Origin of the sequence: uncultured Oscillibacter sp., from assembly GCF_910584465.1 — a bacterium.
Taxonomy (GTDB): domain Bacteria; phylum Bacillota; class Clostridia; order Oscillospirales; family Oscillospiraceae; genus Oscillibacter.
This window is the reverse complement of record NZ_CAJUBK010000027.1, coordinates 1-22,630: the sequence shown is the minus strand read 5'-3', so window position 1 is coordinate 22,630 and position 22,630 is coordinate 1. Positions and strand designations below refer to the sequence as shown.

Annotated in this window: 21 protein-coding genes; 7 read left to right on the top strand and 14 right to left on the bottom strand. The window is 65.9% G+C overall.

Translation table 11 applies throughout. The annotated features are described in order from the left end of the window. Positions 1 to 116: 116 nt before the first annotated feature. From QZ332_RS07965 to QZ332_RS07935, 7 genes are all read left to right on the top strand, one after another. Positions 117 to 1,121, top strand: coding sequence for an extracellular solute-binding protein (locus QZ332_RS07965; RefSeq protein ID WP_295764300.1), 1,005 nt, complete (start codon positions 117 to 119; stop codon positions 1,119 to 1,121). After that, positions 1,118 to 2,818: a sensor histidine kinase gene (locus tag QZ332_RS07960; protein ID WP_295764299.1), complete on the top strand. Its 1,701-nt coding sequence runs from the start codon at positions 1,118 to 1,120 to the stop codon at positions 2,816 to 2,818. Before QZ332_RS07965 ends, QZ332_RS07960 begins: the two co-directional genes overlap by 4 nt. Then, entirely contained in the window at positions 2,812 to 3,558 is a 747-nt protein-coding gene (locus QZ332_RS07955) for a response regulator (protein ID WP_295764298.1), read from the top strand. The genes QZ332_RS07960 and QZ332_RS07955 overlap by 7 nt, the downstream gene beginning before the upstream one ends. A gap of 171 nt (positions 3,559 to 3,729) precedes the next feature. Continuing rightward, positions 3,730 to 5,022 carry an extracellular solute-binding protein gene (locus QZ332_RS07950; protein ID WP_295764297.1) on the top strand — a complete coding sequence of 431 codons (1,293 nt, stop codon included), beginning with the start codon at positions 3,730 to 3,732 and terminating at the stop codon, positions 5,020 to 5,022. Positions 5,023 to 5,213: 191 nt separating this feature from the next. Continuing rightward, positions 5,214 to 6,233: an ABC transporter ATP-binding protein gene (locus QZ332_RS07945; RefSeq protein ID WP_295764296.1), complete on the top strand. Its 1,020-nt coding sequence runs from the start codon at positions 5,214 to 5,216 to the stop codon at positions 6,231 to 6,233. A 13-nt stretch (positions 6,234 to 6,246) separates the two neighbouring features. Next, positions 6,247 to 8,145, top strand: a complete 1,899-nt coding sequence (locus QZ332_RS07940; RefSeq protein WP_295764295.1) for an iron ABC transporter permease — start codon at positions 6,247 to 6,249, stop codon at positions 8,143 to 8,145. A 45-nt stretch (positions 8,146 to 8,190) separates the two neighbouring features. Beyond that, positions 8,191 to 8,808: an HAD family phosphatase gene (locus QZ332_RS07935; RefSeq protein WP_295764294.1), complete on the top strand. Its 618-nt coding sequence runs from the start codon at positions 8,191 to 8,193 to the stop codon at positions 8,806 to 8,808. A 254-nt stretch (positions 8,809 to 9,062) separates the two neighbouring features. Here QZ332_RS07935 and QZ332_RS07930 read toward each other — a convergent pair whose 3' ends face one another. From QZ332_RS07930 to QZ332_RS07865, 14 genes are all read right to left on the bottom strand, one after another. Next, positions 9,063 to 10,091, bottom strand: coding sequence for a helix-turn-helix domain-containing protein (locus QZ332_RS07930; protein WP_295764293.1), 1,029 nt, complete (start codon positions 10,089 to 10,091; stop codon positions 9,063 to 9,065). Positions 10,092 to 10,394: 303 nt separating this feature from the next. Next, positions 10,395 to 11,306: an SH3 domain-containing C40 family peptidase gene (locus QZ332_RS07925; RefSeq protein WP_295764292.1), complete on the bottom strand. Its 912-nt coding sequence runs from the start codon at positions 11,304 to 11,306 to the stop codon at positions 10,395 to 10,397. Positions 11,307 to 11,360: 54 nt separating this feature from the next. Next, the gene (locus QZ332_RS07920; RefSeq protein WP_295764291.1) at positions 11,361 to 11,666 is read right to left on the bottom strand and encodes a hypothetical protein; all 306 of its coding nucleotides are present in this window, start codon (positions 11,664 to 11,666) and stop codon (positions 11,361 to 11,363) included. Positions 11,667 to 11,884: 218 nt separating this feature from the next. Then, on the bottom strand, positions 11,885 to 12,130 hold the full coding sequence (locus QZ332_RS07915; RefSeq protein ID WP_295764290.1) for an IreB family regulatory phosphoprotein: 246 nt from the start codon (positions 12,128 to 12,130) through the stop codon (positions 11,885 to 11,887). A 110-nt stretch (positions 12,131 to 12,240) separates the two neighbouring features. Continuing rightward, positions 12,241 to 14,937 (bottom strand): phenylalanine--tRNA ligase subunit beta, encoded by a 2,697-nt coding sequence (gene pheT / locus QZ332_RS07910; RefSeq protein WP_295764289.1) that lies wholly within the window; start codon positions 14,935 to 14,937, stop codon positions 12,241 to 12,243. Positions 14,938 to 15,657: 720 nt separating this feature from the next. Beyond that, on the bottom strand, positions 15,658 to 16,683 hold the full coding sequence (gene pheS / locus QZ332_RS07905) for a phenylalanine--tRNA ligase subunit alpha (protein ID WP_295764288.1): 1,026 nt from the start codon (positions 16,681 to 16,683) through the stop codon (positions 15,658 to 15,660). 594 nt (positions 16,684 to 17,277) lie between these two features. Then, positions 17,278 to 17,619 (bottom strand): 50S ribosomal protein L19, encoded by a 342-nt coding sequence (gene rplS / locus QZ332_RS07900; RefSeq protein ID WP_295764287.1) that lies wholly within the window; start codon positions 17,617 to 17,619, stop codon positions 17,278 to 17,280. 163 nt (positions 17,620 to 17,782) lie between these two features. Next, complete coding sequence (locus tag QZ332_RS07895) at positions 17,783 to 18,877, bottom strand: DNA repair exonuclease (RefSeq protein ID WP_295764286.1); 1,095 nt, start codon at positions 18,875 to 18,877, stop codon at positions 17,783 to 17,785. Between the two features lies 1 nt (position 18,878). Beyond that, on the bottom strand, positions 18,879 to 19,361 hold the full coding sequence (locus tag QZ332_RS07890) for a YbaK/EbsC family protein (RefSeq protein ID WP_295764285.1): 483 nt from the start codon (positions 19,359 to 19,361) through the stop codon (positions 18,879 to 18,881). Between the two features lie 25 nt (positions 19,362 to 19,386). Further along, entirely contained in the window at positions 19,387 to 20,160 is a 774-nt protein-coding gene (locus QZ332_RS07885; protein ID WP_295764284.1) for a TIGR00282 family metallophosphoesterase, read from the bottom strand. A 116-nt stretch (positions 20,161 to 20,276) separates the two neighbouring features. Beyond that, complete coding sequence (gene nrdR, locus QZ332_RS07880) at positions 20,277 to 20,741, bottom strand: transcriptional regulator NrdR (RefSeq protein ID WP_295764283.1); 465 nt, start codon at positions 20,739 to 20,741, stop codon at positions 20,277 to 20,279. A gap of 232 nt (positions 20,742 to 20,973) precedes the next feature. Beyond that, a complete protein-coding gene (locus QZ332_RS07875; protein ID WP_295764282.1) occupies positions 20,974 to 21,492 on the bottom strand; it encodes a hypothetical protein in 519 nt (172 codons plus the stop codon). A 189-nt stretch (positions 21,493 to 21,681) separates the two neighbouring features. After that, the gene (locus QZ332_RS07870; protein ID WP_295764281.1) at positions 21,682 to 22,173 is read right to left on the bottom strand and encodes a hypothetical protein; all 492 of its coding nucleotides are present in this window, start codon (positions 22,171 to 22,173) and stop codon (positions 21,682 to 21,684) included. A gap of 57 nt (positions 22,174 to 22,230) precedes the next feature. Further along, entirely contained in the window at positions 22,231 to 22,599 is a 369-nt protein-coding gene (locus QZ332_RS07865; protein ID WP_295764280.1) for a type II toxin-antitoxin system PemK/MazF family toxin, read from the bottom strand. Between the last annotated feature and the right edge of the window lie 31 nt (positions 22,600 to 22,630).

Below are 22,630 nucleotides of genomic sequence, written 5' to 3'. Positions count from 1 at the left end.
GACTTGGCCGCGGAGCTGTGCTATACTGGGAGTCGGATCGAGGGGATGACGGCGGGCCCTCCGCCGTCCCTTCACGACCACGCTACTGACAGATACAGGACAAGGGGGGATCCGGGATGCGGCGGCTGCTTTTCATCCTTGGCCCCCTCCTGCTGTTTTTGAGCGGCTGCGCCGCGGCCCGGCCCGACGGCGGCGCGGCCTTCGCCCCGGCGGAGGAAGAGCGGCTGGTCATCTACACCTCCCACAGGGAAGCGGTCTACGCCCCCATCATCAAGGAGTTCGAGGACCGCACCGGCATCTGGGTCCAGATGGAGACCGGCGGCACCGGGGAGCTCCTGGACCGCATCGCCGCCGAGGCGGAGGCCCCCGTGTGCGACCTGCTCTTCGGCGGCGGGGCGGACAGCCTCCAGTCCCGCGCGGAGCTCTTCGAGCCCTATGTCAGCCCCCTGGCGGAGGAGGTCCAGCCCGCTTTCCGCTGCCCGGACGGGAGCTGGACGGCCTTCTCCTCCCTGCCGGTGGTGCTGATCTATAATCCCGTGCTGGTCCGCTCCAACCCGCCGGACAGCTGGGAGAGCCTCCTGGACCCCGCCTGGCGGGGGAAGATCGCCTTCGCCTCCCCCACGGCCTCCGGCTCCAGCTACACGGCCCTGGCCGCTCTGCTCCAGATCCTGCCGGGGGACGACGGGGAGCTGCTGGCCGCCTTCCTGAAGAACCTGGACGGCCAGATCCTGGACAGCTCCAGCCAGGTGATCGACGCCGTGGCGGACGGCTCCAGCTACATCGGGGCGATCCCGGAGGACGTGGCCCTCCGGGCCATCGACGGGGGCCGGGACGTGGCCCTGCTCCGCCCCAGGGAGGGGACCTGCCTCCTGGCCGACGGCATGGCGGTGGTCTCCGGCTGTCCCCACGGGGACAACGCCCGCCGCTTCATCGACTTCACCCTGCGGGAGGACGTCCAGCGCTATCTGGCGGAGCACTGTCTCCGCCGCTCCGTCCGGACCGATCTCGGCCGGTCCCAGGAGCCGCTGGACACCTTCGATTTCGACATCGCCTGGGCCAGCGCGCAGCGGGAGGCCCTGCTGGAGCAGTGGCGGACGCTGCGCGAGGGAGGAGCGCCATGAGGAAGTGGATCCGAAGCTCTTTCCGCAACCGGATATTCGTCACCATGCTGCTCTCCGCCCTGGTCCCCCTGCTGCTGGGCGGGGCGCTGATGCTCCGTCTGCAGGTGGAGCGCATCGAGTCCGGCCTGGCCCGGCAGGCGGAGGAACAGCTGGCGGACCTGGGAGGGGCCTTCGGCCGGGTCTGCCGCTCCTGCGGGGAGATGGCGGCGGAGCTGGCGGACAGCACCGTGGTCCACAGCGCCCTCCACCGGGGCGGCGGCGGGTCCCGGACCCTCTACCAGGTCCTCTACCGGACCACGGAGCCCCTGCGGGACTATGTCCGCTTCGACATCTACGACAGCGGCGGGCTCTGCCGCTACACCACCGGGACCACCCTGCCCGCCGCGCCGCTGGACACCGGCTGGGGCCTCCTCCCCGCCGCCCGGGAGGCGGAGGGCGGGCTCGTCTTCCGCTCCGGGGAGGCCGGGGGCCTCACCGCCGCCCAGGCCATCCGGGACTACGGCGGGGAGGCCCTGGGCTACGTCACCGCCTCCATCGACCAATCGGGCTTCGTCCAGCTCTTCGGCGGGCGGTATCAGGCCGCCTGCGAGGTCCTGCTGCTGGACGGCCAGTGGCGCACCATCTACTACTCCCGTCCCGCCCAGGCCGGGGACACCGTGGGGGCCCTCCGATCCCAGCTCCTGGCGGGCCGGCCCCTCACCGGGGCGGACGGCGGATACCGCTTCACCGCCGCCGCTCAGGCGGGGACGGGCTTCACCCTCATCCTCCAGCAGCCCCGGACCTTCACCGGCCCGGTCATGCACACGCTCTATCTGATCAGCGCCGTGGTGGGCACGCTGTGCGTCCTGCTGAGCCTGCTGTGCACGTGGCAGCTCAGCCGCTACCTCTCCCAGCCCGTCCACCAGCTGGACGAGGCCATGGGCGAGGTGGAGCGGGGCCGTCTCGACATCCACCTGGAGACCGGCCGGGCCGACGAGCTGGGCCGCCTCGCCGGGAGCTTCAACCGCATGACGGAGGAGTACCGCTCCAACCTGGAGCGCAACCTCCGCCGCCAGCGGGAGCTGAACGAGACGAAGCTGCGCATGATGCAGGCCCAGCTGAACCCGCATTTCCTGTACAACACCCTGGACACGATGAAGTGGCTGGGCGTGGTCCACCACGCCCCCCAGGTGGCGGAGCTGTCCACCGATCTGGCCGCGATCCTGCGCTCCGCCATCTCCGGGGACGAGACCGTCACCCTGGACCAGGAGCTGGAGCTGGTGGAGCGGTACGTGGACATCCAGTCCATCCGGTTCGGGGACCGCTTCACCTGTGAGATCGACGTGGCGGAGCGCTACCGGGGCTGCCTCATCCCCAAGCTGGCCCTCCAGCCCCTGGTGGAGAACGCCATCCTCCACGGCGTGGCGGGCCTGGAGGAGGGCTACGTCAAGCTCTGGGCGGAGGACGAGGACGGGGACCTGCTCCTGAGCGTCTCCGACAACGGCCCCGGCATCCCGCCGGACATCCTGGACAAGCTCAACAGCCCGGACGGGCGGATCGAGGGCGGGCACCTGGGGCTGAACAACGTGGACAGCATCATCCGCCTGCGCTGCGGGGAGCGCTACGGCCTCTCCGCCCGGTCCGTCCCCGGCGAGGGCAGCCGGGTCACCCTGCGCCTGCCCATGCGGAAAGAGGAAGGAGGAGGGACGCCATGCTGAAGATCCTGGTCGTCGACGACGAGGCGGTGGTCCGCCGGGGCATCGTCCTGGGGATCGACTGGGCCGCCCGGGGCTGCGTCCTGGCGGGGGAGGCGTCCAACGGCGAGGAGGGCCTCGCCGCCGTGGAGCGGTACAGCCCCAGCCTGATCATCACCGACGTGCGGATGCCCCGGATGGACGGCATCGAGATGCTCTCCAAGCTCCGGGAGCGGGGATGCCGGGCCCACGTCATCCTCCTCACCGCCTACAGCGACTTCGCCTACGCCCAGAGCGCCCTGCGGCTCGGGGCCGACGACTACCTGCTCAAGCCCTTCCGCAACGAGGAGCTGATCGCCGCGGTCGACAAGGTCCGCCAGAAGGAGCGGGAGCTGACGGATCTCTCCCCCGCCGACAGCCTCCCCCTGGCCAAGGGGGACAAGAGCAAATACGTCCTCCAGGCCCTCCAGTACATCGCGGCGCACTACGCCGACGAGGACATCAGCATCACCGCCATCGCCCAGCACCTCCAGGTCAGCGAGGGGCACCTGAGCCACGTGTTCAAAAAGGAGACCGGCTGCACCGTCATCCGCTACCTGACCCAGTACCGCATCCACCGGAGCCTGGAGCTGCTGAAGGACTGCCGCCGGAAGGTCTACGAGGTGGCGAACGAGGTGGGCTACCGGGACGTGACCTACTTCGGCAGCACCTTCAAAAAGCTGGTGGGCATGTCCCCCTCGGAGTACCAGGACCGCTGCCGGTAATTGTTGAGATCGCACAAAAACGACGGCCGTCATTTGGCGGCTGTCGTTTTTGTGACAGGATTGGCGGAAGAATCGCAGTTCTGTCCCGTTTTTTTCCAGCCGCCGTCCTTGTATACTATGACTAGCAAGCCTCTTGCAGCGACTCGTATTTTTAGATAAGGAGACGATGAAATGAAGAAACTTCTTGCGACCCTGCTGGCCCTGGTCATGGTGCTGTCCCTGGCCGCCTGCGGCGGCAAGAGCGGCGGCGACACCCAGCAGCCCGCCGACGACCAGCAGTCCGGCGGCTCCTCCGCTCCCGCCGACAGCGGCAGCGAGGACAAGGACTACTCCGGCTACACCATCCGCATCTATTCCAACTCCAACTCCACCGAGCGCACCACCTGGCTGATCAACGAGGCCAAGGACGCGGGCTTCACCATCAGCATCGACGACAACTCCGTCATCTCCGGCGACACCGCCGCCATCCAGGCCGCCAACGAGAACAAGGACGGCGACATCCTCTTCGGTCTCAACGAGACCCGCTGGTCTCAGGTCATCAACGGCCAGTATGAGAACCTGAAGCTGGTGGACTGGACGCCCTCCTGGTCCGGCGACGTGGGCGAGTACGTCTATCCCGGTCGGGCTTACGGCCTGGTCATCCAGAACGTGCTGATGCTCTACCGCAACGATGAGCTGGGCACCAACGGCGAGGCCCTCAAGTTCGACCACTGGGCCGACATCGTGGACTGCGGCTACACCTGGTACCGCCAGAACAAGGTCGGCGGCACCACCAACGCCAACATCAACTCCGCCATGCTGTACGCCTTCGTCGATCCCTCCTCTCCCGCCGGCGGCATCTCCGTGGACGGCTGGAAGACCCTGTGGAAGTACTGCGCCGAGGGCAAGAGCGGCGGCGAGGACTACAAGTACGGCTTCGATCCCCTGAACAAGGGCGACGTCCAGGTCTCCACCTTCTACTCCTCCTCCCTCTACGGCAAGATCGACGCCGCCGCCGAGGGTTCCGAGAAGCCCCTGACCGGCACCATGGAGCCCGAGAACTGGGCCCTGGTGGACATCGCCGACGGCACCTATTACATCGCCGAGTACATCGGCGTCCTGGACAAGGCCGGCCGCTCCGCCGAGGAGACCGAGGCCGTCATGGCCTTCGCCGAGTGGTTCGGCTCCGCCGACGTGCAGGCCGCCTGGGGCGAGGAGTTCGACTCCTATCCCTGCAACACCGAGGCCGCCGACATCCTCTATCCCGGCGGCGTGCCCGAGATCTACACGCTGAAGAACTTCGCCCTCTCCCAGGTGGACGGCGCCGGCATGACCTACGCCGAGTACGTCTCCGCCCACTCCAGCGAGTGGACCAACATCATGACCAACCTGGGCTTCTACTGGGCCGACGCCAGCAACGCCGCCCCCACCCCCGACTGGGACAACCTGGATTGGGCCACCCTCACGCAGGAGGCTGCCGCCTGAGAGGCGCAGATCCCGCCCGCGCTGCCCCGTCCCTCCCGCCTCTCCTGCAAGGGGGCTCCCCCTTGCGGATCCCCCACCCCTGCGGGGACGAGAGGGCCACCTATCCACGACTGCCTTTCCTCTATGGCGGGCCGGATTCCGGCTCGCCATAGGCTTATCCGAAACGAAAACAGAAAAGGGGAGATCCATGCATGATCCGGCTCAACGACATCGTCGTCAAATTCGGCGACTTCACCGCCCTTCATGACATCAATATCCACGTGAAGGAGGGGGAGTTCTTCACCTTCCTGGGCCCCTCCGGCTGCGGGAAGACCACCACCCTGCGGACCATCACCGGGTTCATCGAGCCGGTCTCCGGCACCGTGGAGGTCAAGGGGAAGGACATCACCCACGTGCCCATCGAAAACCGCAACATCGGCATCGTCTTCCAGAGCTATGCCCTCTTCCCGACCATGACGGTCTATGACAACATCGCCTTCGGCCTGAAGATCAAGAAGGACAAGAAGGCGGAGGTGGACCGGAAGGTCCGGGACATCGCCAGGAAGGTGGATCTCAGCGACGAGCAGCTGGCCAAAGCCGTCTCCCAGCTCTCCGGCGGCCAGCAGCAGCGGGTCGCCATCGCCCGCGCCCTGGTGACCGGCCCCGCCATCATCTGCATGGATGAGCCCCTCAGCAACCTGGACGCCAAGCTCCGGGTCCAGCTCCGGAACGAGCTGAAAAAGATGCAGAAGGATTTCGGCATCACCACCATCTACGTCACCCACGACCAGGAGGAGGCCCTGACCCTCTCCGACCGCATCGCCGTGTTCAACAAGGGCGTGGTGGAGCAGATCGGCACCCCCAACGAGGTCTATAACCACTCCGCGACGGAGTTCGTCTGCAACTTCATCGGCGACATCAACCCCCTCTCCGGCGAGGTGGTCCAAAAGCTGATCCAGGCCGGCGGCAAGGTGGACCCCGCCGCCCGCAACTACATCCGCCTGGAGCGCATCCACGTCAACGCGGAGCCCAAGGAGGGGAACGCCGTGCTGGAGGGCACGGTGGAGAGCCGGGAGTATTACGGCCTGTACATCAAATACTACATCGCCGTGGAGGGCCAGACCATCAAGGTCATCGAGAAGAACGACGGCGTCAACATCTACGAGGCGGGCCAGACGGTCCGGGTCATCATGGATCCCCGGGACGTGATGGCCTACCCCGCCAAGGCGTAAGGGAGGTGGGCTCATGAACGCGAAAGCCCGTTCCAGGGGCCTGGACCCCGGGCTGCTGGTGAAGGTCTTCGGGGGCGTCTTCTTCGCCTACCTGTTCTTCGGCTTCATGCTCCTGCCCTGCCTGAACACCCTGACCAGCATCTTCAGCACCACCAATGCCGCCGGAGAGCGGGACCCCCTGGCGGTCATCCGCTTCTTCTTCGCGGGGAACATGCGCTCCTTCGTCTGGAACTCCCTCAAGCTGGCGATCGGCCTCGTCGTGACGGTCAACATCGTGGGCGTGTCCATCGTCCTGCTGACGGACTATTTCGACATCAAGGGCGCGAAGATCCTGCGCCTGGGCTACATGACCACCCTGATCTATTCCGGCGTGGCCCTGGTCACTGGCTACCTGTTCCTCTATGACAGCGACGGCATCCTCACCACCGCCCTGGTGAACGCCTTCCCGGGCGCAGATCCCAACTGGTTCTCCGGCTTCCGGGCGGTGTGGTTCACCATGACCTTCGCCTGCACCAGCAACCACGCCCTCTTCCTCCGAAACGCCATCCGGGGCATCGACTACAACACCGTGGAGGCCGCGCGGAACATGGGCGCCCGGCCCTTCAAAGTGCTGTGGAAGGTGGTCTTCCCCACCCTGGTGCCCACCATGTTCTCCCTGACGGTCATGACCTTCATCACGGGGCTTTGCGCCATGTCCGCGCCGACCCTGCTGGGCTATGACTCCATCAACCCGGAGATCGTCCGCCTGGCGGGCTCGTCGGTGGCCGACGAAGCCTTCCCCCAGGCCCGGGCCGCCCTGCTGAGCGTCATCCTGGCGATGTTCACCATCGTCCTGCTGACGGTGCTGTCCTCCTATGAGCGCAAGGGCCATTACCTCTCCGTCTCCAAGACCAAGGCCAAGCTCCAGAAGCAGAAGATCGACAACCCCGTGGCCAACGTCCTGGCCCATATCTACGCTTACGTGCTCTTCATCATCTACATGATCCCCGTGGTGATGATCGTCATCTTCTCCTTCCAGACCTACGGGGCCATCCGCATGAAGAAGCTGGACGTGTCCAACTGGACGCTGGTGAACTTCTTCGGCTCCCAGGATTACGAGTACCTCACCAACCGGGGGACCTACAAGACGCGGAAGGGCTCCATCTCCGGCCTCTTCGCCAACGAGGCCACCCTGAACGGCATCCGGCTGAGCTTCATCCTCTCCGCCATCGCCGCGGCCCTGGCCTGCGTCATCGTGGTGGCGGCGTGCAGCTACATCTTCAAGCACCGGGACAAGAAGTCCGGCGTGGTGCTGGAGTACGCCCTGCTGTTCCCCTGGCTGCTGCCCACCATCTTGATCTGCTACTCCTACCGGACCTACTTCAACAGCGAGAGCATCTGGTACGTGGGCGACCTGAACCTCTACTACGCGGAGAACGTGCGGATGCTGATCGTCATCGCCTACACGGTGGTGAAGTTGCCCTTCTCCCTGCGGATGATCAAAGCCGCCTTCTACGCCATCGACGAGGAGCTGGAAGACGCCGCCCGGAACCTGGGGGCCAGCAGCGCCGTGACCTTCTTCAAGGTGAAGCTGCCCATCATCCTGCCCTCCGTCCTGGCGGTCTTCGCCCTGAACTTCAACGCCCTGTTCACCGAGTACGACATGTCCGCCACCTTCGCCAGCTCCTACGGCACGTCCTACGCCATGGTCATCCAGTCCATGTGCGCCGAGGAGGGGCTGTACGGCTACAACGTCAACGCCTCGGGCCGCCGGTGCGCGTCCACGGTGTTCATCATGCTGGTGTCGGGCCTGATCTTGTACCTGGTCTACGGCGTGGGAGCGCGGGACCTGGGCGAGCGGCTGGAGATCCGGGACCGGCGCCGCAAGCGCATCGAGAAGCTGAAAGCGAAGTTCTCCAGGCAGTCCTCTTGACAGCCGCGGTAAAATAAGGAGGATGTATTTTCGAAGGAGGAGCTTATGATCCGGAACATCGTCTTCGATATGGGCAACGTGCTCATCCACTGGCGTCCCGACCTCTTCGTGGAACGCGCCGGCATCCCGGAGGAGGACCGCCCGCTGCTGCTCCGGGAGGTCTTCGCCTCCGTCGAGTGGGTCCAGCTGGACCGGGGGACCCTCTCCTGGGAGGAAGCCGCCGCCGCCATGTGCCGCCGCCTGCCGGAGCGGCTCCACACCGCCGCCCGGGAGCTGACGGAGCGGTGGTGGGAGACCTGCCTCCTGCCCGTGGAGGGCATGGCGGACCTGATCCGGGAGCTGAAGGGCCTGGGGTACGGCATCTATCTGCTGTCCAACGCCAAGGAGGATCTGCCCCGGTATTTCCCCCGGATCCCCGGCAGCGAGTGCTTCGACGGGCGGATCGTCTCCGCCGACTGGAAGCTGCTCAAGCCCCAGCACGAGATCTACGAGGTCCTGTTCCGGGAGTACGGCCTCAAGCCGGAGGAGTGCTTCTTCATCGACGACCTGGCCCTCAATATCGAGGGGGCCTGGTACGTGGGCATGGGCGGCGCGGTCTTCGACGGGGACCTCGCCCATCTCCGGCGATCGCTCAACGCCGCCGGGGTGCCGGTCTCCGCTTAGGGCCCCCCGGCAGGCCCGGCGGGATACGCGAATGAAGAGCGGGGCCTTGACGGCCCCGCTCTTTCAGCCTGCCGAAAAATCTTTTCGACAGGCTGAGCAAGTTTTGAGAACTTTTTTGAAAGTCCTCAAAACTTCTTGATCCGAATGGTGCAGGAGACCCCTCCTGGGTCTCCCGCACACACCCGTCCTTCCCGTTGACGATATCTTCACGTTTTTCAACAAGCTCAGAGCGGGGCCTTGACGGCCCCGCTCTTTTACTCTGATACGCTCACGCCGGACTCGTCCGTGGGGATGGCTTCGGCGAATACCCGGATCCGGCACTCCGCCGTCCGGCCCTCCCACTCGGCGGTGACGGTGGTGACACCGGGGGACACGCCCCAGACCATGCCGGTGGTGGAGACCCCCGCGATGTCCGGGTCCGCCGAGATCCACGCCACGTCCTCCACAGGCGCGCCCAGCACCTCCAGCACGGGATATACCGAGTCCTCCAAGCCGATCGTGATATCCGTGGCGCTGAGGGCCAGAGGCCCCTCCTCTCCGGGGAGGGGATCTGCATCCGGGGCCTCCGCCGCCACGTTCAGCGTCTCCGCCACCGTCTGCACACCGCCGGATCCCAGCACGATATCCAGATGGCCCATCAGGTCCTTCGGGATATGGAGCGCGAAGAGGGCGAGGTGCCTGCCGTCCGGGACCGCCTGCACCGCCAGCTGCTGGCGCAGGTCAAAGGTCTCCGTCCCGGCGGGAGTCAGGAAGAGGGAGACGGCGTCCACACCGGTCTCCAGGCCGTCCTGGAACTCCACGGCCATCAGCACCTTCCGCTCAGGGGCAAAGTGGTACCACCCGTCCCCCAGATCCGGCCGGAGCGGAGCGGCGTCCTCGTCGAAAAAGGCGATGTCCGTGATATAGGGATCCCTGTGCCTGGCTGCGTCCGTATGGGTGTCCGCCCTGAGGGTCTCGAACATGACAATGGACAGCAGGGCCGACACGATCAGCACTCCCAAAACCAGGAGCACCACCCGCTTCCAGTTCCAAAAGGGCGCTTTCGGAGCGGGCTGAGGGACGGCCTCCCCGGGGGCCGCCTCCTGTGGGACCGCCTCCTCCGGCGCGGGAAACTCGACTCCCAGCACCTCCTCCAAAAGCGCCAGGTTCTCCGGGCTGGGGACCGACGCGCCCAGCTCCCATTTCGACACGGCCTGTCGGCTGACCTCCAGTTTTTCCGCCAGGTCCTCCTGGGTGAGCCCTAAGCCCTCCCGGGCCTGCTTGATGATATCCGCGATGTTCATTCGTATAGCCTCCCTGTAAGAGTCGAAACATGTTTCATGGGCTCAGTATAGCAGGTTGCGCCGGTTGCGTCCACCAACCGGCCGCGCAACCGATCCGGTTGCCGCCGAAAAAGCCGGCTCAGCCGCCAAGCGGCGGGCGCGGCAGCGCACTATCCGCTCCCCTTTCATAGAAGGGAGCGGATGGAGCGCCGGAGCGCCGCTCCCAGGGGCAGGGGGCCCGCAAGGGGCCTTTCCTCGGCCGGCCCTCAAAACGCAGGAAAGCGGCACGGTGCCTCACCGTGCCGCTTTTTGCTTGTCCTATGATCAGATATGGATGCCGCCGACGAAGTATGTATTGTAGTAGCCGTCGGTCAAGTCGGAGTAGATCACGCCGCCGCTCCGGGAAGAGGAGGAGTGGATGATCTGGCCGCCGCCGACGTAGATGCCGGCGTGGGAGCAGGCCTTTCCGGCGTTGCGGGACGGGTCGTTGAAGAAGACCAGGTCGCCGGGCTGGAGCTCACCGATGCTGTAGACCCTGGTGCCCAGGCCGCTCTGCCACTGGCCAGTGGCCGTGTGGGGCAGGGACACGCCGAACTGCTTGTAGATATACATCGTGAAGCCGGAGCAGTCGAAGCCGCTGGGGGACGCGCCGCCGTAGCTGTACCGGACGCCCAGGTACTGCCGGGCGAAGTCGACGATGCCGCTGTCGCCCACGGCCGCACCGGGGGTCAGGGGGGTCTCGTTGGTCAGGCTGATGTAGTCGCTGCGGACGTAGCCGTCGCCGTATGTACCGGTGATCTCGTACCAGCCGTCCTCGATGCCGACGACGGTGATGCCGGAGCCGAGGCCCAGGTTGTTCAAGATCTCGCTGCCGGTGTTGGACTCGGCCCGGACATTGACGCCGCGGGCGTTGATCCGGCCGTAGTACTCGAACTCGGTCTCCTCGCTCATGGTGAAGAATTCCGCGGAGACGTAGCCGTCCTCGCCGTTGTGGGCCACGTGATACCAGCCGTCCTCCTCGCCCAGCACGGCGATGATCCAGTCCTTGTCCAGCATGGTGATGACGGGCGCGTCCAGGGACGGCGCGGACCGGAGGCGGAGGGAGGAGCCGGTGGTCTTGCCGATGCCGATCACCAGGGGATCGCCCTCGGCGGCGAAGGCGGTGACGGCCAGGGTCATCATCATAACAGCAAAGAGCGCCAGGAACTTGGCGGCTTTTCCAGCAAATCGGTCCATAGGTGTACAGTTCCTTTCTCGTATCTTTCGTATGACGGCCTCAGAGGCCGGTCCTCATCTCTCCTTGCCCGCCAGGGCCCGCTCCAGCCACACGGTGGCGATGTCCATCGCCGCGTAGAGGCTGTCCTTCTCGCTCTTTTTGACCACCCGGTCCCGGGACCTCAGGTCCGGGGCGGTGAGCTGGAGCTGGATGGAGACCTTCGTGGCCAGATCCAGGTCCTGCTCCTTCTTGGTGTCCAGCACCTGCATCATGATGATATATTTCTCGGCCATCGTGCCGTAGTAGATCAGGTTGCCCGCTCTGCGGAGGGGATGGCCCTTATAGATGAGGCCCTCGTTCTTGCTGTTCTTCCCAGCCATAAAAACCTCCTTGAAATTTTGTAACCAAATTGTAACATCTTTTTCCCGTTTTGTCAACATTCTGTTATGAGCATTTTGCCGAAAAAGCGACAGCTCTATAGGGCAGACCTGACAAAAGCCGCAAAAATCCCGTGGGATCCGGCCTCCGCCATAGTGGGCGGCAAGCCGCATCCCACGGGATGCGCGTCGCGATCGGTGACAATTTGTAACTCTTTTTGTTACTGGCCCAGATACCTCCGCACCAGCACCTGCAGCAGCTCGTCCCGGTCGATCTTGCGGATCAGGGTCCGGGCGTTGTTGTGGTTGGTGATATAGGTGGGGTCCTCGGACAGGATATAGCCCACGATCTGGTTGATCGGGTTATAGCCCTTCTCCTCCAGGGACTTGTAGACCGTGGAGAGGATCTGATGGATCTCCGCGTCCTTTTCCAAGGCGAGACTGAATTTTCTGGTGAAATCGTCCATAGGTACACCACCTTCCTTTCAAATCATCTCTAGTATACTCGATTTTTGCCGCACTGTAAAGGGTTTCATCAGGAATTTTACGAAAGATTTTTACTGGAGCCCGGTCCGCTTCACCGCAGGACCGCGTTCAGCTCGCTCCCCAGCAGCTCCAGGATGCCCTTCACGTCCTCGTCGGCCTCCTGGGCGGTGAGGCTCCGGTCGTCGGCGCGCAGCTCCAGGTTGAAGGCCACGCTCTTCTTCCCCGCGGGGATGTCGGCGCCGGCGTAGATGTCGAAGAGGCTCACGCTCTTCAGCAGGCCCTTGGCCCCCCGGCGGATGCAGTCCTCCAGCGTGCCCACGGGGAGGCCCTCGTCGCAGACCAGGGCGATGTCCCGCGTGACGGCGGGGAACCGGGGCAGGGGCTGATAGACCGGCGTGCCGCCCATGCGCTCCAGGAGCGCGGTGAAGCTCAGCTCGGCGGCGTAGAGCTCGCAGTCCACGCCGTAGTTGGCGGCCACGGCGGGGTGGATCTGGCCCAGCACGCCCAGGAGGCGCTCCCCGCTGTAGACCTTGGCGCAGCGTCCGGGGTGATAGGAGGGGGCCTCCCGCTCCGCCTCGAAGCGGACGTCCCCGATCCGCAGCCCTGCCAGCACGGCCTCCGCGGCCCCCTTCATCTCGAAGAAGTCGATGCCGCCGCCGTAGCCGCCCAGGGACAGCACCTTGGGCTCGTCGGCCATGCCGGAGCCGTCGTTTTTGGCGAAGTAGGTCCGGCCCAGCTCATAGAGCCGGACGGCCTTGTTGCGGTAGTGGCAGTTCCGGGCCAGGATCTCCAGCATGGAGGGCAGGGTGGTGGTGCGCATGATGGAGGTGTCCTCCCCCAGGGGGTTCAGGATCTTCATGGAGTCCCGGAGGGGAGAGTCCGCAGGGAGGTTGATCTTATCATAATAGGAGGGGCTGATGAAGGAATAGGTGATGATCTCGCTGTAGCCCGCCGCCCGGCAGAGGGCCCCGGCGGCGTTCTCCGCCTGCTGGACGGGGGTCCAGCCCCGGCGCTCGCCCAGACCGGAGGAGAGCGTATCGGGGATCTTGTTGTACCCGTAGAACCGGGCGGTCTCCTCGGCGATGTCGGACCAGTGTTCCACGTCGCTGCGCCAGGAGGGCACGGTGATGGTGTCCCCCTCCAGGCCGAAGCCCAGGGCGGTCAGGGTCTTGCGCTGGTCCTCCACGGGGATGTCCACGCCCAGGAAGCGGTCCATCTTCTCCGGCTCGAACTTCAAGGTGACGGGCTGGGGCACGTAGTTCAGGATGTCGATGACGCCGTCCACGACTTCGCCGGCCCCCAGCAGCTCCACCAGCTCGCAGGCCCGGTCCACCGCCGGGAGGGTGTTCAGGATGTCCAGGCCCTTCTCGAACTTGGCGGACGCCTCGGTCCGCTTGCCCAGGGCCAGGGCGGTCCTGCGGATGCAGGCCCCGTCGAAATTGGCGGACTCGAAGACCACGTCCACCGTGTCCTCCACGATCTCGCTGTTCAGCCCGCCCATGATGCCCGCCAGGCCCACGGCGCGGGTCTTGTCGGCGATGACCAGCATGCCGCGGTCCAGCCGGTATACGTTCCCGTCCAGGGTGGTGAGCTCCTCGCCGTCCCGCGCCCGGCGGACCACGATGCTGCCGTCCTTGATATAGCGGTAGTCGAAGGCGTGCATGGGCTGGCCGTATTCCAGCATGACGTAGTTCGTGATGTCGACGATGTTGCTGATGGGCCGGATGCCGTTGGCCCGCAGGCGCTCCCGCATCCACTTGGGCGAGGGGCCGATCTTGACGTTGCGCACCATCCGGGCGGTGTAGCGGGGGCAGAGCTCAGGATCCGGGGTCTCCACGTCCAGCAGATCCGGCAGGGAGCCGGGGCCCCCGCCCTTCACCACGGGCTCATGGAGCTTGAGGGGCTTGCCGAAGGTGACGGCGGCTTCCCGGGCCAGGCCGATGACGCTGAGGCAGTCCGGCCGGTTGGGGGTGATCTCGAACTCGACCACGTGGTCGTCCGCGCCGATGACCGGGCGGATGTCGTCGCCGGGCTTTGCCCCCTCCTCGTGGAGGACGAAGATGCCGTCCTCGATGCAGTGGGGGAACTCCCGCTGTTCCGCGCGGAGGTCCGCCAGGGTGCAGATGCGCTCCGTCTTGGTATCCAGCGCCACCGTGTCGTGCTCGTGGATGTTGGCCAAGGATGTGGTGATGGTGTGATAGGTCCCGCCGCTGTCGCAGCTCACGGTGAAGCGTCCATCCCCGAGGTTTTCCACCTTGGTCACGAAGGCGGCCTTGACGGAGCCGTAGATCTTATGGCCGGGGACGACGTCCGCCGGGATGGAGGGCTTCTCGGGGTCGATGGGCTTGTAGTCGTTCAGCAGGGCGGCGGCGGTGATGGCGGCATACGGGAAGTCGCGGGTATCCAGCCCCAGCTCGCTGAGGGAGCAGAGCATACCGTTGGAGAGGACGCCCCGGAGCTTGCCCTTCTCGATCTTCTTCCCGCCGGGGAGGGTGGAGTCATGCAGGGCCGCGGGCACCAGGTCCCCCTCGTGGATGTTCCACGCGCCGGTGACGATCTGGACGGGCCCGTCCTGGCCGGCGTCGATCTGGCAGATCCACATGTGGTCGCTGTCGGGGTGGCGCTCCATCTTCTCGATGCGGCCCACGACCACGTTAGAGATCCCGGCCCCCAAGTCCTCGGTGACCTCCACCTTGGAGCCGGAGATCGTCATGGCCTCGGCGAATCCCCGGTCGCCGACCGGGCCTATGTCAACGAATTCTTGCAACCATTTACGGGAAAGTTTCATAGTCTTAACTCCTTGAAGAAGGATTCAGCCGGGATGCCGGCTGGTACATCGCACCCCCCCATTCTCTCTTTTTCTGTCCGCAGAAAAAGAGAGGATGCGCCGTGCACGGTGGAAGAGAGAAAAAGACGAACATGCGGTCACGAGGGCGCGGCCGGGGACTTCCTGAGACAGGCATGTCCCTGCCCGCGGCTCGGCCCGCGCGGGGGCTTTGGAGGTCGTGGAATGGACGATCTCCTCTTTCCGCTGCCGCTGGTCTGGTAAGCCAAGCAGCCGGGAGAACGATCCTCCAGAGAAAATGGCCTGACCTGAGGGGCAGGCCCCACAGGGTGTATCATCAGCAGAAGGGTGGAGCCGGAGGGAGAGCGGACACACAGGTCCGCCCCTACAAGGCGGGGCGTAACCGGTAGGAGCAGAGCTCCCCACGACCGCCGGGTCAGCGGCAGCGAGGAGAGAAGGACAGGCCATACTTCGACCTCCAAACCCCCCGCTAAAACTGAGCCGCGGGCAGGGACATGCCTGGAATCGGAGGAACTCACAGCGCGCCCCCGTGAACCGCATCCCCTTGTTTTTCTCTTTTGGACCGTGCACGGCCCGTTTTCTCTTTTTATTCGGGAATAAAAAGAGAAAATGGGGGGTGCAATGGACCAGCCATCATCATGGCTGGATCCCTCCCCGCCCGCCAGGGCGAAGATCAGCCCCGCTCCTGCCAAGGAGCCAACGTCAGAACTGTTCCAGGAAGCGGATATCGTTCTCGAAGATCAGCCGCATGTCGCTGATCTTATACCGTCCCAGCGCCATCCGCTCCAGGCCGAAGCCGAAGGCGAAGCCGGAATACTCCTCCGGGTCGATGCCGCAGTTGCGCAGCACCTTGGGGTGCACCATGCCGGCGCCCAGCAGCTCGATCCAGCCCTCGCCCTTGCAGGTGGGGCAGCCCTTGCCGCCGCACTTATAGCACTGGATGTCCACCTCGCAGCTGGGCTCGGTGAAGGGGAAGTGGTGGGGCCGGAACCGGGTGACGGTGTCCCGCCCGTAGATCTGCCGGATGACCTCGTTCAGGGTCCCCTTCAGGTCCGCCATGGTGATGCCCTTGTCGACGACCAGGCCCTCGATCTGGTGGAACATGGGGGAATGGGTGGCATCCACCTCGTCCTTGCGGTACACCCGCCCGGCGGAGACCATGCGGATGGGCACGCCGAAGCCCTCCATGGCCCGGATCTGCATGGGGGACGTCTGGGAACGCAGGAGGATGGAGGAGTCCTCCGTCAGGTAGAAGGTGTCCGTCCAGTCCCGGGAGGGATGATCCTCCGGGGCGTTGAGCTTGGTGAAGTTATAGTCCGCCTGCTCGATCTCCGGGCCGTCCATGACCTCGAAGCCCATGTTCAGGAACATCTCCTTCATCTCGTCCAGCACGGAATACATGGGATGCTTGTGGCCCCGGGGGGGACGCCGGCCGGGGATGGTCACGTCCACGGCCTCCGCCGTGAGCCTGGCCTCCAGGGCCTTGCGGGAGAGGATCGCGGACTGGGCCTCGATGGCCTTTTCAAGGCTCCCCCGGACGTCGTTGGCCAGCTGGCCCATGACGGGCCGCAGCTCGGCGGACAAGCCGCCCATCTGTTTCAGGACGGCGGTGAGCTCGCCCTTCTTGCCCAGGTACTTGACCCGGAGGGCCTCCAGCCCGGCGGTCTCCTGGGCCGCGCCGATGGCCTCCAGCGCGCCTTTGCGGATGGCTTCCAACTGTTCTTTCATATGGTATGACTCCTTTTCCTTGGATAGGGCGGCGATGCCGGCGGCCCTCCGAACGCGTTCTCGGACCGGCCTCCGGGCCTGCGCGGCCGGCCCCTCCCGCCCCGTCACCGGGGCGGCGCCGCAGATGAACGGCGGAGGGCCCTTGAGGGAGCGGGCCCTCCCTCGAAACGCCGGGGAAATAAAAAAGCCCTTCGTCCCAAACATTGGGACGAAAGGCATGTTCCCCTTCCGCGGTACCACCCAGATTCGCGCCCGGAGGCGCGCGCTCGAGGCCCCGGTAACGGAGGGCGGACCGGCCGTGTCTCCACGGCGGCTCCCGGGCGAACCAAACGGCGCTTCGCGGACGGGCTCTCAGCCGGCGGCCCATCCTCTCTTGGCGAGGCGTGATCGTTATTTTCCCGTTCATCGCAGATAGCGGTATCGATTATTATTTATAACACAGTGCCGGAGGAAATGCAAGGGGGAAAATCGGCGGGCCCTCCGGGGACCGGCGCCGCCGCCGGGGACCGCCTCCCACCCCTCCTCCGCGTCCCCGCCGGGAGCGGGGCGAACGAAAAAAGAGAGGCTCCCGCCTCTCTTTTATCCGTTCGGAGCTTACAGCTTCTCCTTGATCTTGGCCGCCTTGCCCACACGGCCGCGCAGATAGTACAGCTTGGCCCGGCGGACGGAACCGTTGCGGACGACCTGGATGGTGTCGATAGAGGGGGAGTGGATGGGGAACACCTTCTCCACGCCCACGCCGTAAGAGATGCGGCGGACCGTGATGGTCTCCTCGATGCCGCCGTGCTTCTTGGCGATGACGGTGCCCTCGAAGACCTGGATACGCTCACGGGAGCCTTCCTTGACCTTCACGTGCACGCGGACGGTGTCGCCGATCTGCACCTTGGGCGTCTCTTTGCCCAGCGCCTCTTTGTTCAGTTCCTTGATCAGATCCATGGGTATCTCCTCCTGTTATCATAGGCGTTCTTACCCGCTCCTTGGGCCGTTTCCCGGTCCGCGGCAGAGGACCGCCCTTTGTAGCCTGAATAGGATATCACACTCTTCCCGAGATTGCAAGGATTTTCTTCGGACCCCCCGGCAAGATCTGCCCGGATCCCCATCAGCCCATGTCCCGGTGGTCCAGCGCGGCCAGGCCGAAGCGGACCGCCCGGACGATGAGGTCCCGCTCCCCGTCGTCCCCGGCGGCGTCCCACTTCGCCCGGAGCTCCCGCAGGAACAGGCCCCGCAGGGAGTCCTCCCCCGCCCGGGCCCAGACGTCCGCCGCCACACGGGTGTGGTCCTGGACCTCCAGCGCGTAGAACCGCCCGGCCAGGGCCGTTTCCAGGGCCCTGGCGTCCGCGCCGCCCTCCCCGCTCTCGCCGGTGAGGCGGAGGCGGTAGAGATCCTCCGCCGTATCTCCCGGCAGGGCGGCCTCCGCGGCCTCTCGGGGGGACCTCCCCGTCACGTCCACGTCCAAGATCTCATACTTCCGCCGGGCGAAGGGCACGAAGGCCGCGGAGACCTCCCCGCCGTCGATGACGCCCTCGTAGAAGCCCTTCTCCCCCAGCTCGTCGAAGCCCCGCCCCTCGATGCAGCCGGGCCAGGCGCAGAGGGTGCCGCCATAGGCTCTGGGCTCCCCCCGCTTGTGGATGTGCCCCAGGGCCAGGTACGCCAGGCCGCTGGCGGCGATCTCCTCCCGCCGCAGGGGATCGTACCGCTCCCCCGCCGGATCCACCTCCCCGTGGAGCAGGCCGATGTGTACTTTGCCGTCCTTGGGCGCGGTGAAGCCCTTGAGGAAGCTGCTCCCCCGCTCCGGCCCGGTGAAGGCCGCGCCGTGGACCGTGACGCCCAGCGCGGGGACCTCGACGGCGGTCATGGCGTCCTCCCGGAAGATGTGCACGTTCTCCGGCCACTCCACCGTCAGCCAGGGACTGCCCGGACCGTACCAGTCGTGGTTCCCCGGCGCGGCGAAGACCTGGGCCTCCATCCGCCCCAGGGCCTCCGCCAGGGCCTCGCCGGTCTCCCGGTAGGGGGCGGCGCTGTCGAACAGGTCCCCCGCCAGCAGCACCAGCCGGATGCCGCGGCCGTTCACGTAGTCCGCCAGCCGGAAGGCCAGCTCCCGGCTCTCCCGCCGCCGCTCCACCGCCCGCCCAGCGGGCAGGGCCGCGAACGCGCTGTCCAGGTGGAAGTCCGCCGCATGGATGAACTTCAGCATATCAGCCCTCTGCCTGCCAGGCTTTGCACACGTCCACCCACTGCCGGAAGTTGGAGGAATACTCCTCCAGCTCCTCGCAGGTCAGCTCGATGGCGCTGTTGTCGCTGCCGGCGGCGGGGAAGACCGTCCCGAACCGCTTCAGGGACACGTCCAGATAGACCTCCGTGTCCTCCGGCAGGGCGAAGGGGCACACGCCGCCCACGTCGTGGCCGATGAGGGTATGGGCCTCCTCATGGGTCAGCATCTTGGCCTTGGTGTGGAACTGGGCCTTATATTTGCCGTTGTCGATCTTGGCGTCTCCCGCCACGACGATGATGACGGGCTTGTCCCCCACCTTGAAGCTCAGGCTCTTGGCGATGCGCGCGCCCTCCACGCCCACGGCCACCGCCGCCAGCTCCACCGTGGCGGAGGAGACCTCGAACTCCCGGATGCGGTCCTCGATGCCAAAGCCCTTGAAATACGCTCTCACTTTCTCGATAGACATGGTGATGACCCTCTTTCTGTTCTGTTCACCGGATGTCCACCCGCTCCACAGCGGTGCACAGCCCGGTCGCGCTGTCCAGGGTGAAGACGGCCCCCTGCAATTTGCAGGGCCCGTCCGGCTGCCGGTACCGGCCCGGCAGGCCGCCCAGGAAATTCTCCACCGACTGCCAGGGCTCGATGCCCAGAACGGACTCGATGGGCCCGGTCATGCCCAGGTCGGTGATATAGCCTGTCCCCTTGGGATAGACCCGCTCGTCGGCGGTGGGGACATGGGTGTGGGTCCCCCAGAGGGCCGAGATCCGCCCGTCCAGATAGTAACCCAGGGCCAGCTTCTCGCTGGTGGCCTCGGCATGGAAGTCCACCAGGGTGAGCTCCGCCTCCCCCCGCTCCAGCAGGCGGTCCGCCGTGGTGAAGGGATCGTCCGCGTTCCAGGCCAGGCCGCAGCGGCCGATCAGATCCACCACCCGCACCCGGACGCCGCCCAGGTCGAAGATCTCACAGCCGTGGCCGGGGGCCCTGCCGGAGTAGTTGGCGGGCCGGAGCAGCCAAGGCGCGTCGTCCAGGAGGCCGGAGATCTGCGGCTTCCCGAAGGCGTGGTTGCCCAGGGTCACGGCGTCGGCCCCGGCGTCCCGGATGCGCCGGGCCTGATCCCGGGTCAGCCCCACGCCGGAGGCGTTCTCCCCGTTGACCACGGTGAAGGAGGCCCCCTTCAGCTTTTGCAGCGGCCGCAGGACCTTTTCCAGGTGCCGCAGCCCAGGCTCCCCCACGACGTCGCCCACGGCGAGGATATGATACAGCATACGCGCCCTCCATCCCAAAAAGATAGTATAAGCAAATGTCCCCCGCTTTGCAAGGGGGAAAAACGGCCCGCCGGAGGATCCCGGCGGGCCTATCCTCGATCTGCCGCTGGCTCGGTCTAGCGCTGGTTCTGCTCCGCCAGCAGCTTCGTCAGCTCCTCCATGAAGCTGTCGATGTCCTTGAACTGGCGGTAAACGGAGGCGAAGCGGACGTAGGCCACCTGGTCGATGGACCGCAGGTGCTCCATGACCCGCTCGCCGATGATCTCCGTGCTGATCTCCCGCTCCATGGAGTTCTGGAGCTCCTGCTCGATATCGGCGGCGATCTTCTCCAGCTTCGCCACGGGGACGGGCCGCTTCTCACAGGCCCGGATCATGCCGCTGAGGACCTTCCCCCGGTCGAAGCTCTGGCGGCTGCCGTCTTTCTTCACCACCACCACGGGCAGGCTCTCCACCGTCTCATAGGTGGTGAACCGCCGGGAACAGGAGAGGCACTCTCTCCGGCGGCGGATGCTGTTGTTCTCGTCGGCTGGGCGGGAATCGATGACCTTGCTCTCGTTGAAACCGCAATAGGGGCATTTCATGGTGGGACCTCCTGATCTCTGCCGGTCTCCCGGCGGCCCGCGCCCGCGGACGCGGACGCTTTTCGTATTTCCTGCGTTTCGTGGAGGTGATAGCACAGGTGTGGAGTCCCGGTGTGCTATACGCGCAAAATAGGTGCGGTATCCTGCTTTGCGGGTATTATATCACGGCATTTTCAAAATAGATAGGAAAATGACAAAATATTTTAAAAATTTTTCCCTGTTTTTTCCATGCCTAAAAAACCGGCCGGTCTTGTCCGTCGAAAGCGTACACCACATAGCCCGCCGCCCCGATCTTCTGGAGGCGGGCAAAGCAGAACAGCGTGGTCAGGGGGAAGGGCTTCCTCTTGTCATAGGGCAGGGCCAGATACCGGACCTCCCCCGCCCGCCGCAGCAGGGCCCCCTGGGCCCCCTTCAGCCTCTGGCGGAGCCACGGGGCCCGGAACAGCCCCGCCGGGTCGGGGGCGGGCTCCCAGCCCTCCGGCTCCTTCACGCCCGCCGGACGGACCTCCCCCCGCAGGAGACGGCCCAGAGGGGCGGTGAGCGGTCCGGAGAAGCGGCGGCGGATGCCCCCCTGCCGTCCCTCCGGCTCCAGCACCCCCAGGCGCAGCTCCCCCCGCTCCCCCACGGCCCAGGCGCACCAGAGGCCCTCCGGCAGGGGGCAGCGGGCCGAGAACCAGGTATACAGCCCCTCCCGCTCCGTGACGAGCTCCCCCGTGGGCCTGCCGTCCATCAGCAAGGGATATTTGTCCATATCCGCCGGCCACCTCCCGTCATAAAGCTCCGCGCGCCCCGCCGCGCCGCGGGGACAAGGGGCCTCCCGGCGCATCATCCCCCGCCGCCCGGAGGGGCAGGGGAAGGCGCGTCCCGGTCCCCGCCATGCCCGCGGCAGAGAAGACCCGCTTACGCGATCTTATGCGCAAGCGGGTCCCGTTATGTATCGTCAGACGATGGTATAGCTCCCCCGCGCCAGGACCTTGGTGGTGCCCGCTCCGGCGCGGACGCCCCGGCCCTCGATGGTCATCATGTACAGGTGGTTCTGGACCAGCGCGCCGCCGCCCGCCAGCGTGGTCCCGGCGGTCTCGTCGATCAGGCCCGGGGACGAGGGGGAGACGCAGACGGCGCTGCCCACCCGGAGCATCACCTCGCAGCCGATGTCCCCCGTGAGGGTCTGGCCCTCGGAGAGCGTCACCACCACGAAGGAGGCGGAGGCGCCGGATCCCCCGCCGCCGGGGAGGGCCTGTCCCGTCCGGTCGGCGATCTTCTGGTCCACCCGCCGCATGATCTCGTCGAAGAACGTGTCGTTCAGGTAGCTCAGCGTCACCAGGGGGTCGCCGGCGGAGCCGGCCTCCGCCGCCAGGGACACGCCGGTCATCAAGACGGCGCTCAGCACCACCAGCACCACCGCACGCAGCAGCCATCTGTCTTTTTTCATATGTACCTCCTCTGTACGCCTCCCGGCGGAGGGCCTCTCCGCCGGGAGGATCCATGCTCAAACCAACTGGTCGTGGGGCAGTCCGAAGCTGACCGCGATCGCCGTGTCCACCTTCGTCATCACATTTTCCTCCACATGGCCCATGCGCTCGCGCAGCCGCTTCTTGTCCAGGGTCCGCACCTGCTCCAGCAGGACGACGGAATCCCGGCTCAGGCCGCAGCTCTGGTCCACGGGGAGGTCGATATGTGTGGGCAGCCGGGTCTTCCCGGTCTGGGAAGTGATGGCTGCCGCGATCACGGTGGGACTGTAGCGGTTCCCGGTATCGTTCTGAATGATCAGGACCGGCCGGACGCCGCCTTGCTCGCTGCCCACCACCGGGGAGAGATCGGCATAGTAAATATCGCCACGCTTGACACTCGTATCCACAAAGTTCACACTCCGCCGAAAGAAGTACCCG

Bases quoted from the DNA above. Each gene is read 5' to 3' on its own strand.
- QZ332_RS07875 (WP_295764282.1), bottom strand. From the start codon at position 21,492: ATGGACAAATATCCCTTGCTGATGGACGGCAGGCCCACGGGGGAGCTC.
- QZ332_RS07870 (WP_295764281.1), bottom strand. From the start codon at position 22,173: ATGAAAAAAGACAGATGGCTGCTGCGTGCGGTGGTGCTGGTGGTGCTG.
- QZ332_RS07895 (WP_295764286.1), bottom strand. From the start codon at position 18,877: ATGCTGAAGTTCATCCATGCGGCGGACTTCCACCTGGACAGCGCGTTC.
- QZ332_RS07945 (WP_295764296.1), top strand. From the start codon at position 5,214: ATGATCCGGCTCAACGACATCGTCGTCAAATTCGGCGACTTCACCGCC.
- QZ332_RS07955 (WP_295764298.1), top strand. From the start codon at position 2,812: ATGCTGAAGATCCTGGTCGTCGACGACGAGGCGGTGGTCCGCCGGGGC.
- QZ332_RS07935 (WP_295764294.1), top strand. From the start codon at position 8,191: ATGATCCGGAACATCGTCTTCGATATGGGCAACGTGCTCATCCACTGG.
- pheS (WP_295764288.1), bottom strand. From the start codon at position 16,683: ATGAAAGAACAGTTGGAAGCCATCCGCAAAGGCGCGCTGGAGGCCATC.
- pheT (WP_295764289.1), bottom strand. From the start codon at position 14,937: ATGAAACTTTCCCGTAAATGGTTGCAAGAATTCGTTGACATAGGCCCG.
- QZ332_RS07925 (WP_295764292.1), bottom strand. From the start codon at position 11,306: ATGGACCGATTTGCTGGAAAAGCCGCCAAGTTCCTGGCGCTCTTTGCT.
- QZ332_RS07885 (WP_295764284.1), bottom strand. From the start codon at position 20,160: ATGCTGTATCATATCCTCGCCGTGGGCGACGTCGTGGGGGAGCCTGGG.
- QZ332_RS07960 (WP_295764299.1), top strand. From the start codon at position 1,118: ATGAGGAAGTGGATCCGAAGCTCTTTCCGCAACCGGATATTCGTCACC.
- QZ332_RS07890 (WP_295764285.1), bottom strand. From the start codon at position 19,361: ATGTCTATCGAGAAAGTGAGAGCGTATTTCAAGGGCTTTGGCATCGAG.
- QZ332_RS07930 (WP_295764293.1), bottom strand. From the start codon at position 10,091: ATGAACATCGCGGATATCATCAAGCAGGCCCGGGAGGGCTTAGGGCTC.
- QZ332_RS07920 (WP_295764291.1), bottom strand. From the start codon at position 11,666: ATGGCTGGGAAGAACAGCAAGAACGAGGGCCTCATCTATAAGGGCCAT.
- nrdR (WP_295764283.1), bottom strand. From the start codon at position 20,741: ATGAAATGCCCCTATTGCGGTTTCAACGAGAGCAAGGTCATCGATTCC.
- QZ332_RS07940 (WP_295764295.1), top strand. From the start codon at position 6,247: ATGAACGCGAAAGCCCGTTCCAGGGGCCTGGACCCCGGGCTGCTGGTG.
- QZ332_RS07950 (WP_295764297.1), top strand. From the start codon at position 3,730: ATGAAGAAACTTCTTGCGACCCTGCTGGCCCTGGTCATGGTGCTGTCC.
- rplS (WP_295764287.1), bottom strand. From the start codon at position 17,619: ATGGATCTGATCAAGGAACTGAACAAAGAGGCGCTGGGCAAAGAGACG.
- QZ332_RS07915 (WP_295764290.1), bottom strand. From the start codon at position 12,130: ATGGACGATTTCACCAGAAAATTCAGTCTCGCCTTGGAAAAGGACGCG.
- QZ332_RS07965 (WP_295764300.1), top strand. From the start codon at position 117: ATGCGGCGGCTGCTTTTCATCCTTGGCCCCCTCCTGCTGTTTTTGAGC.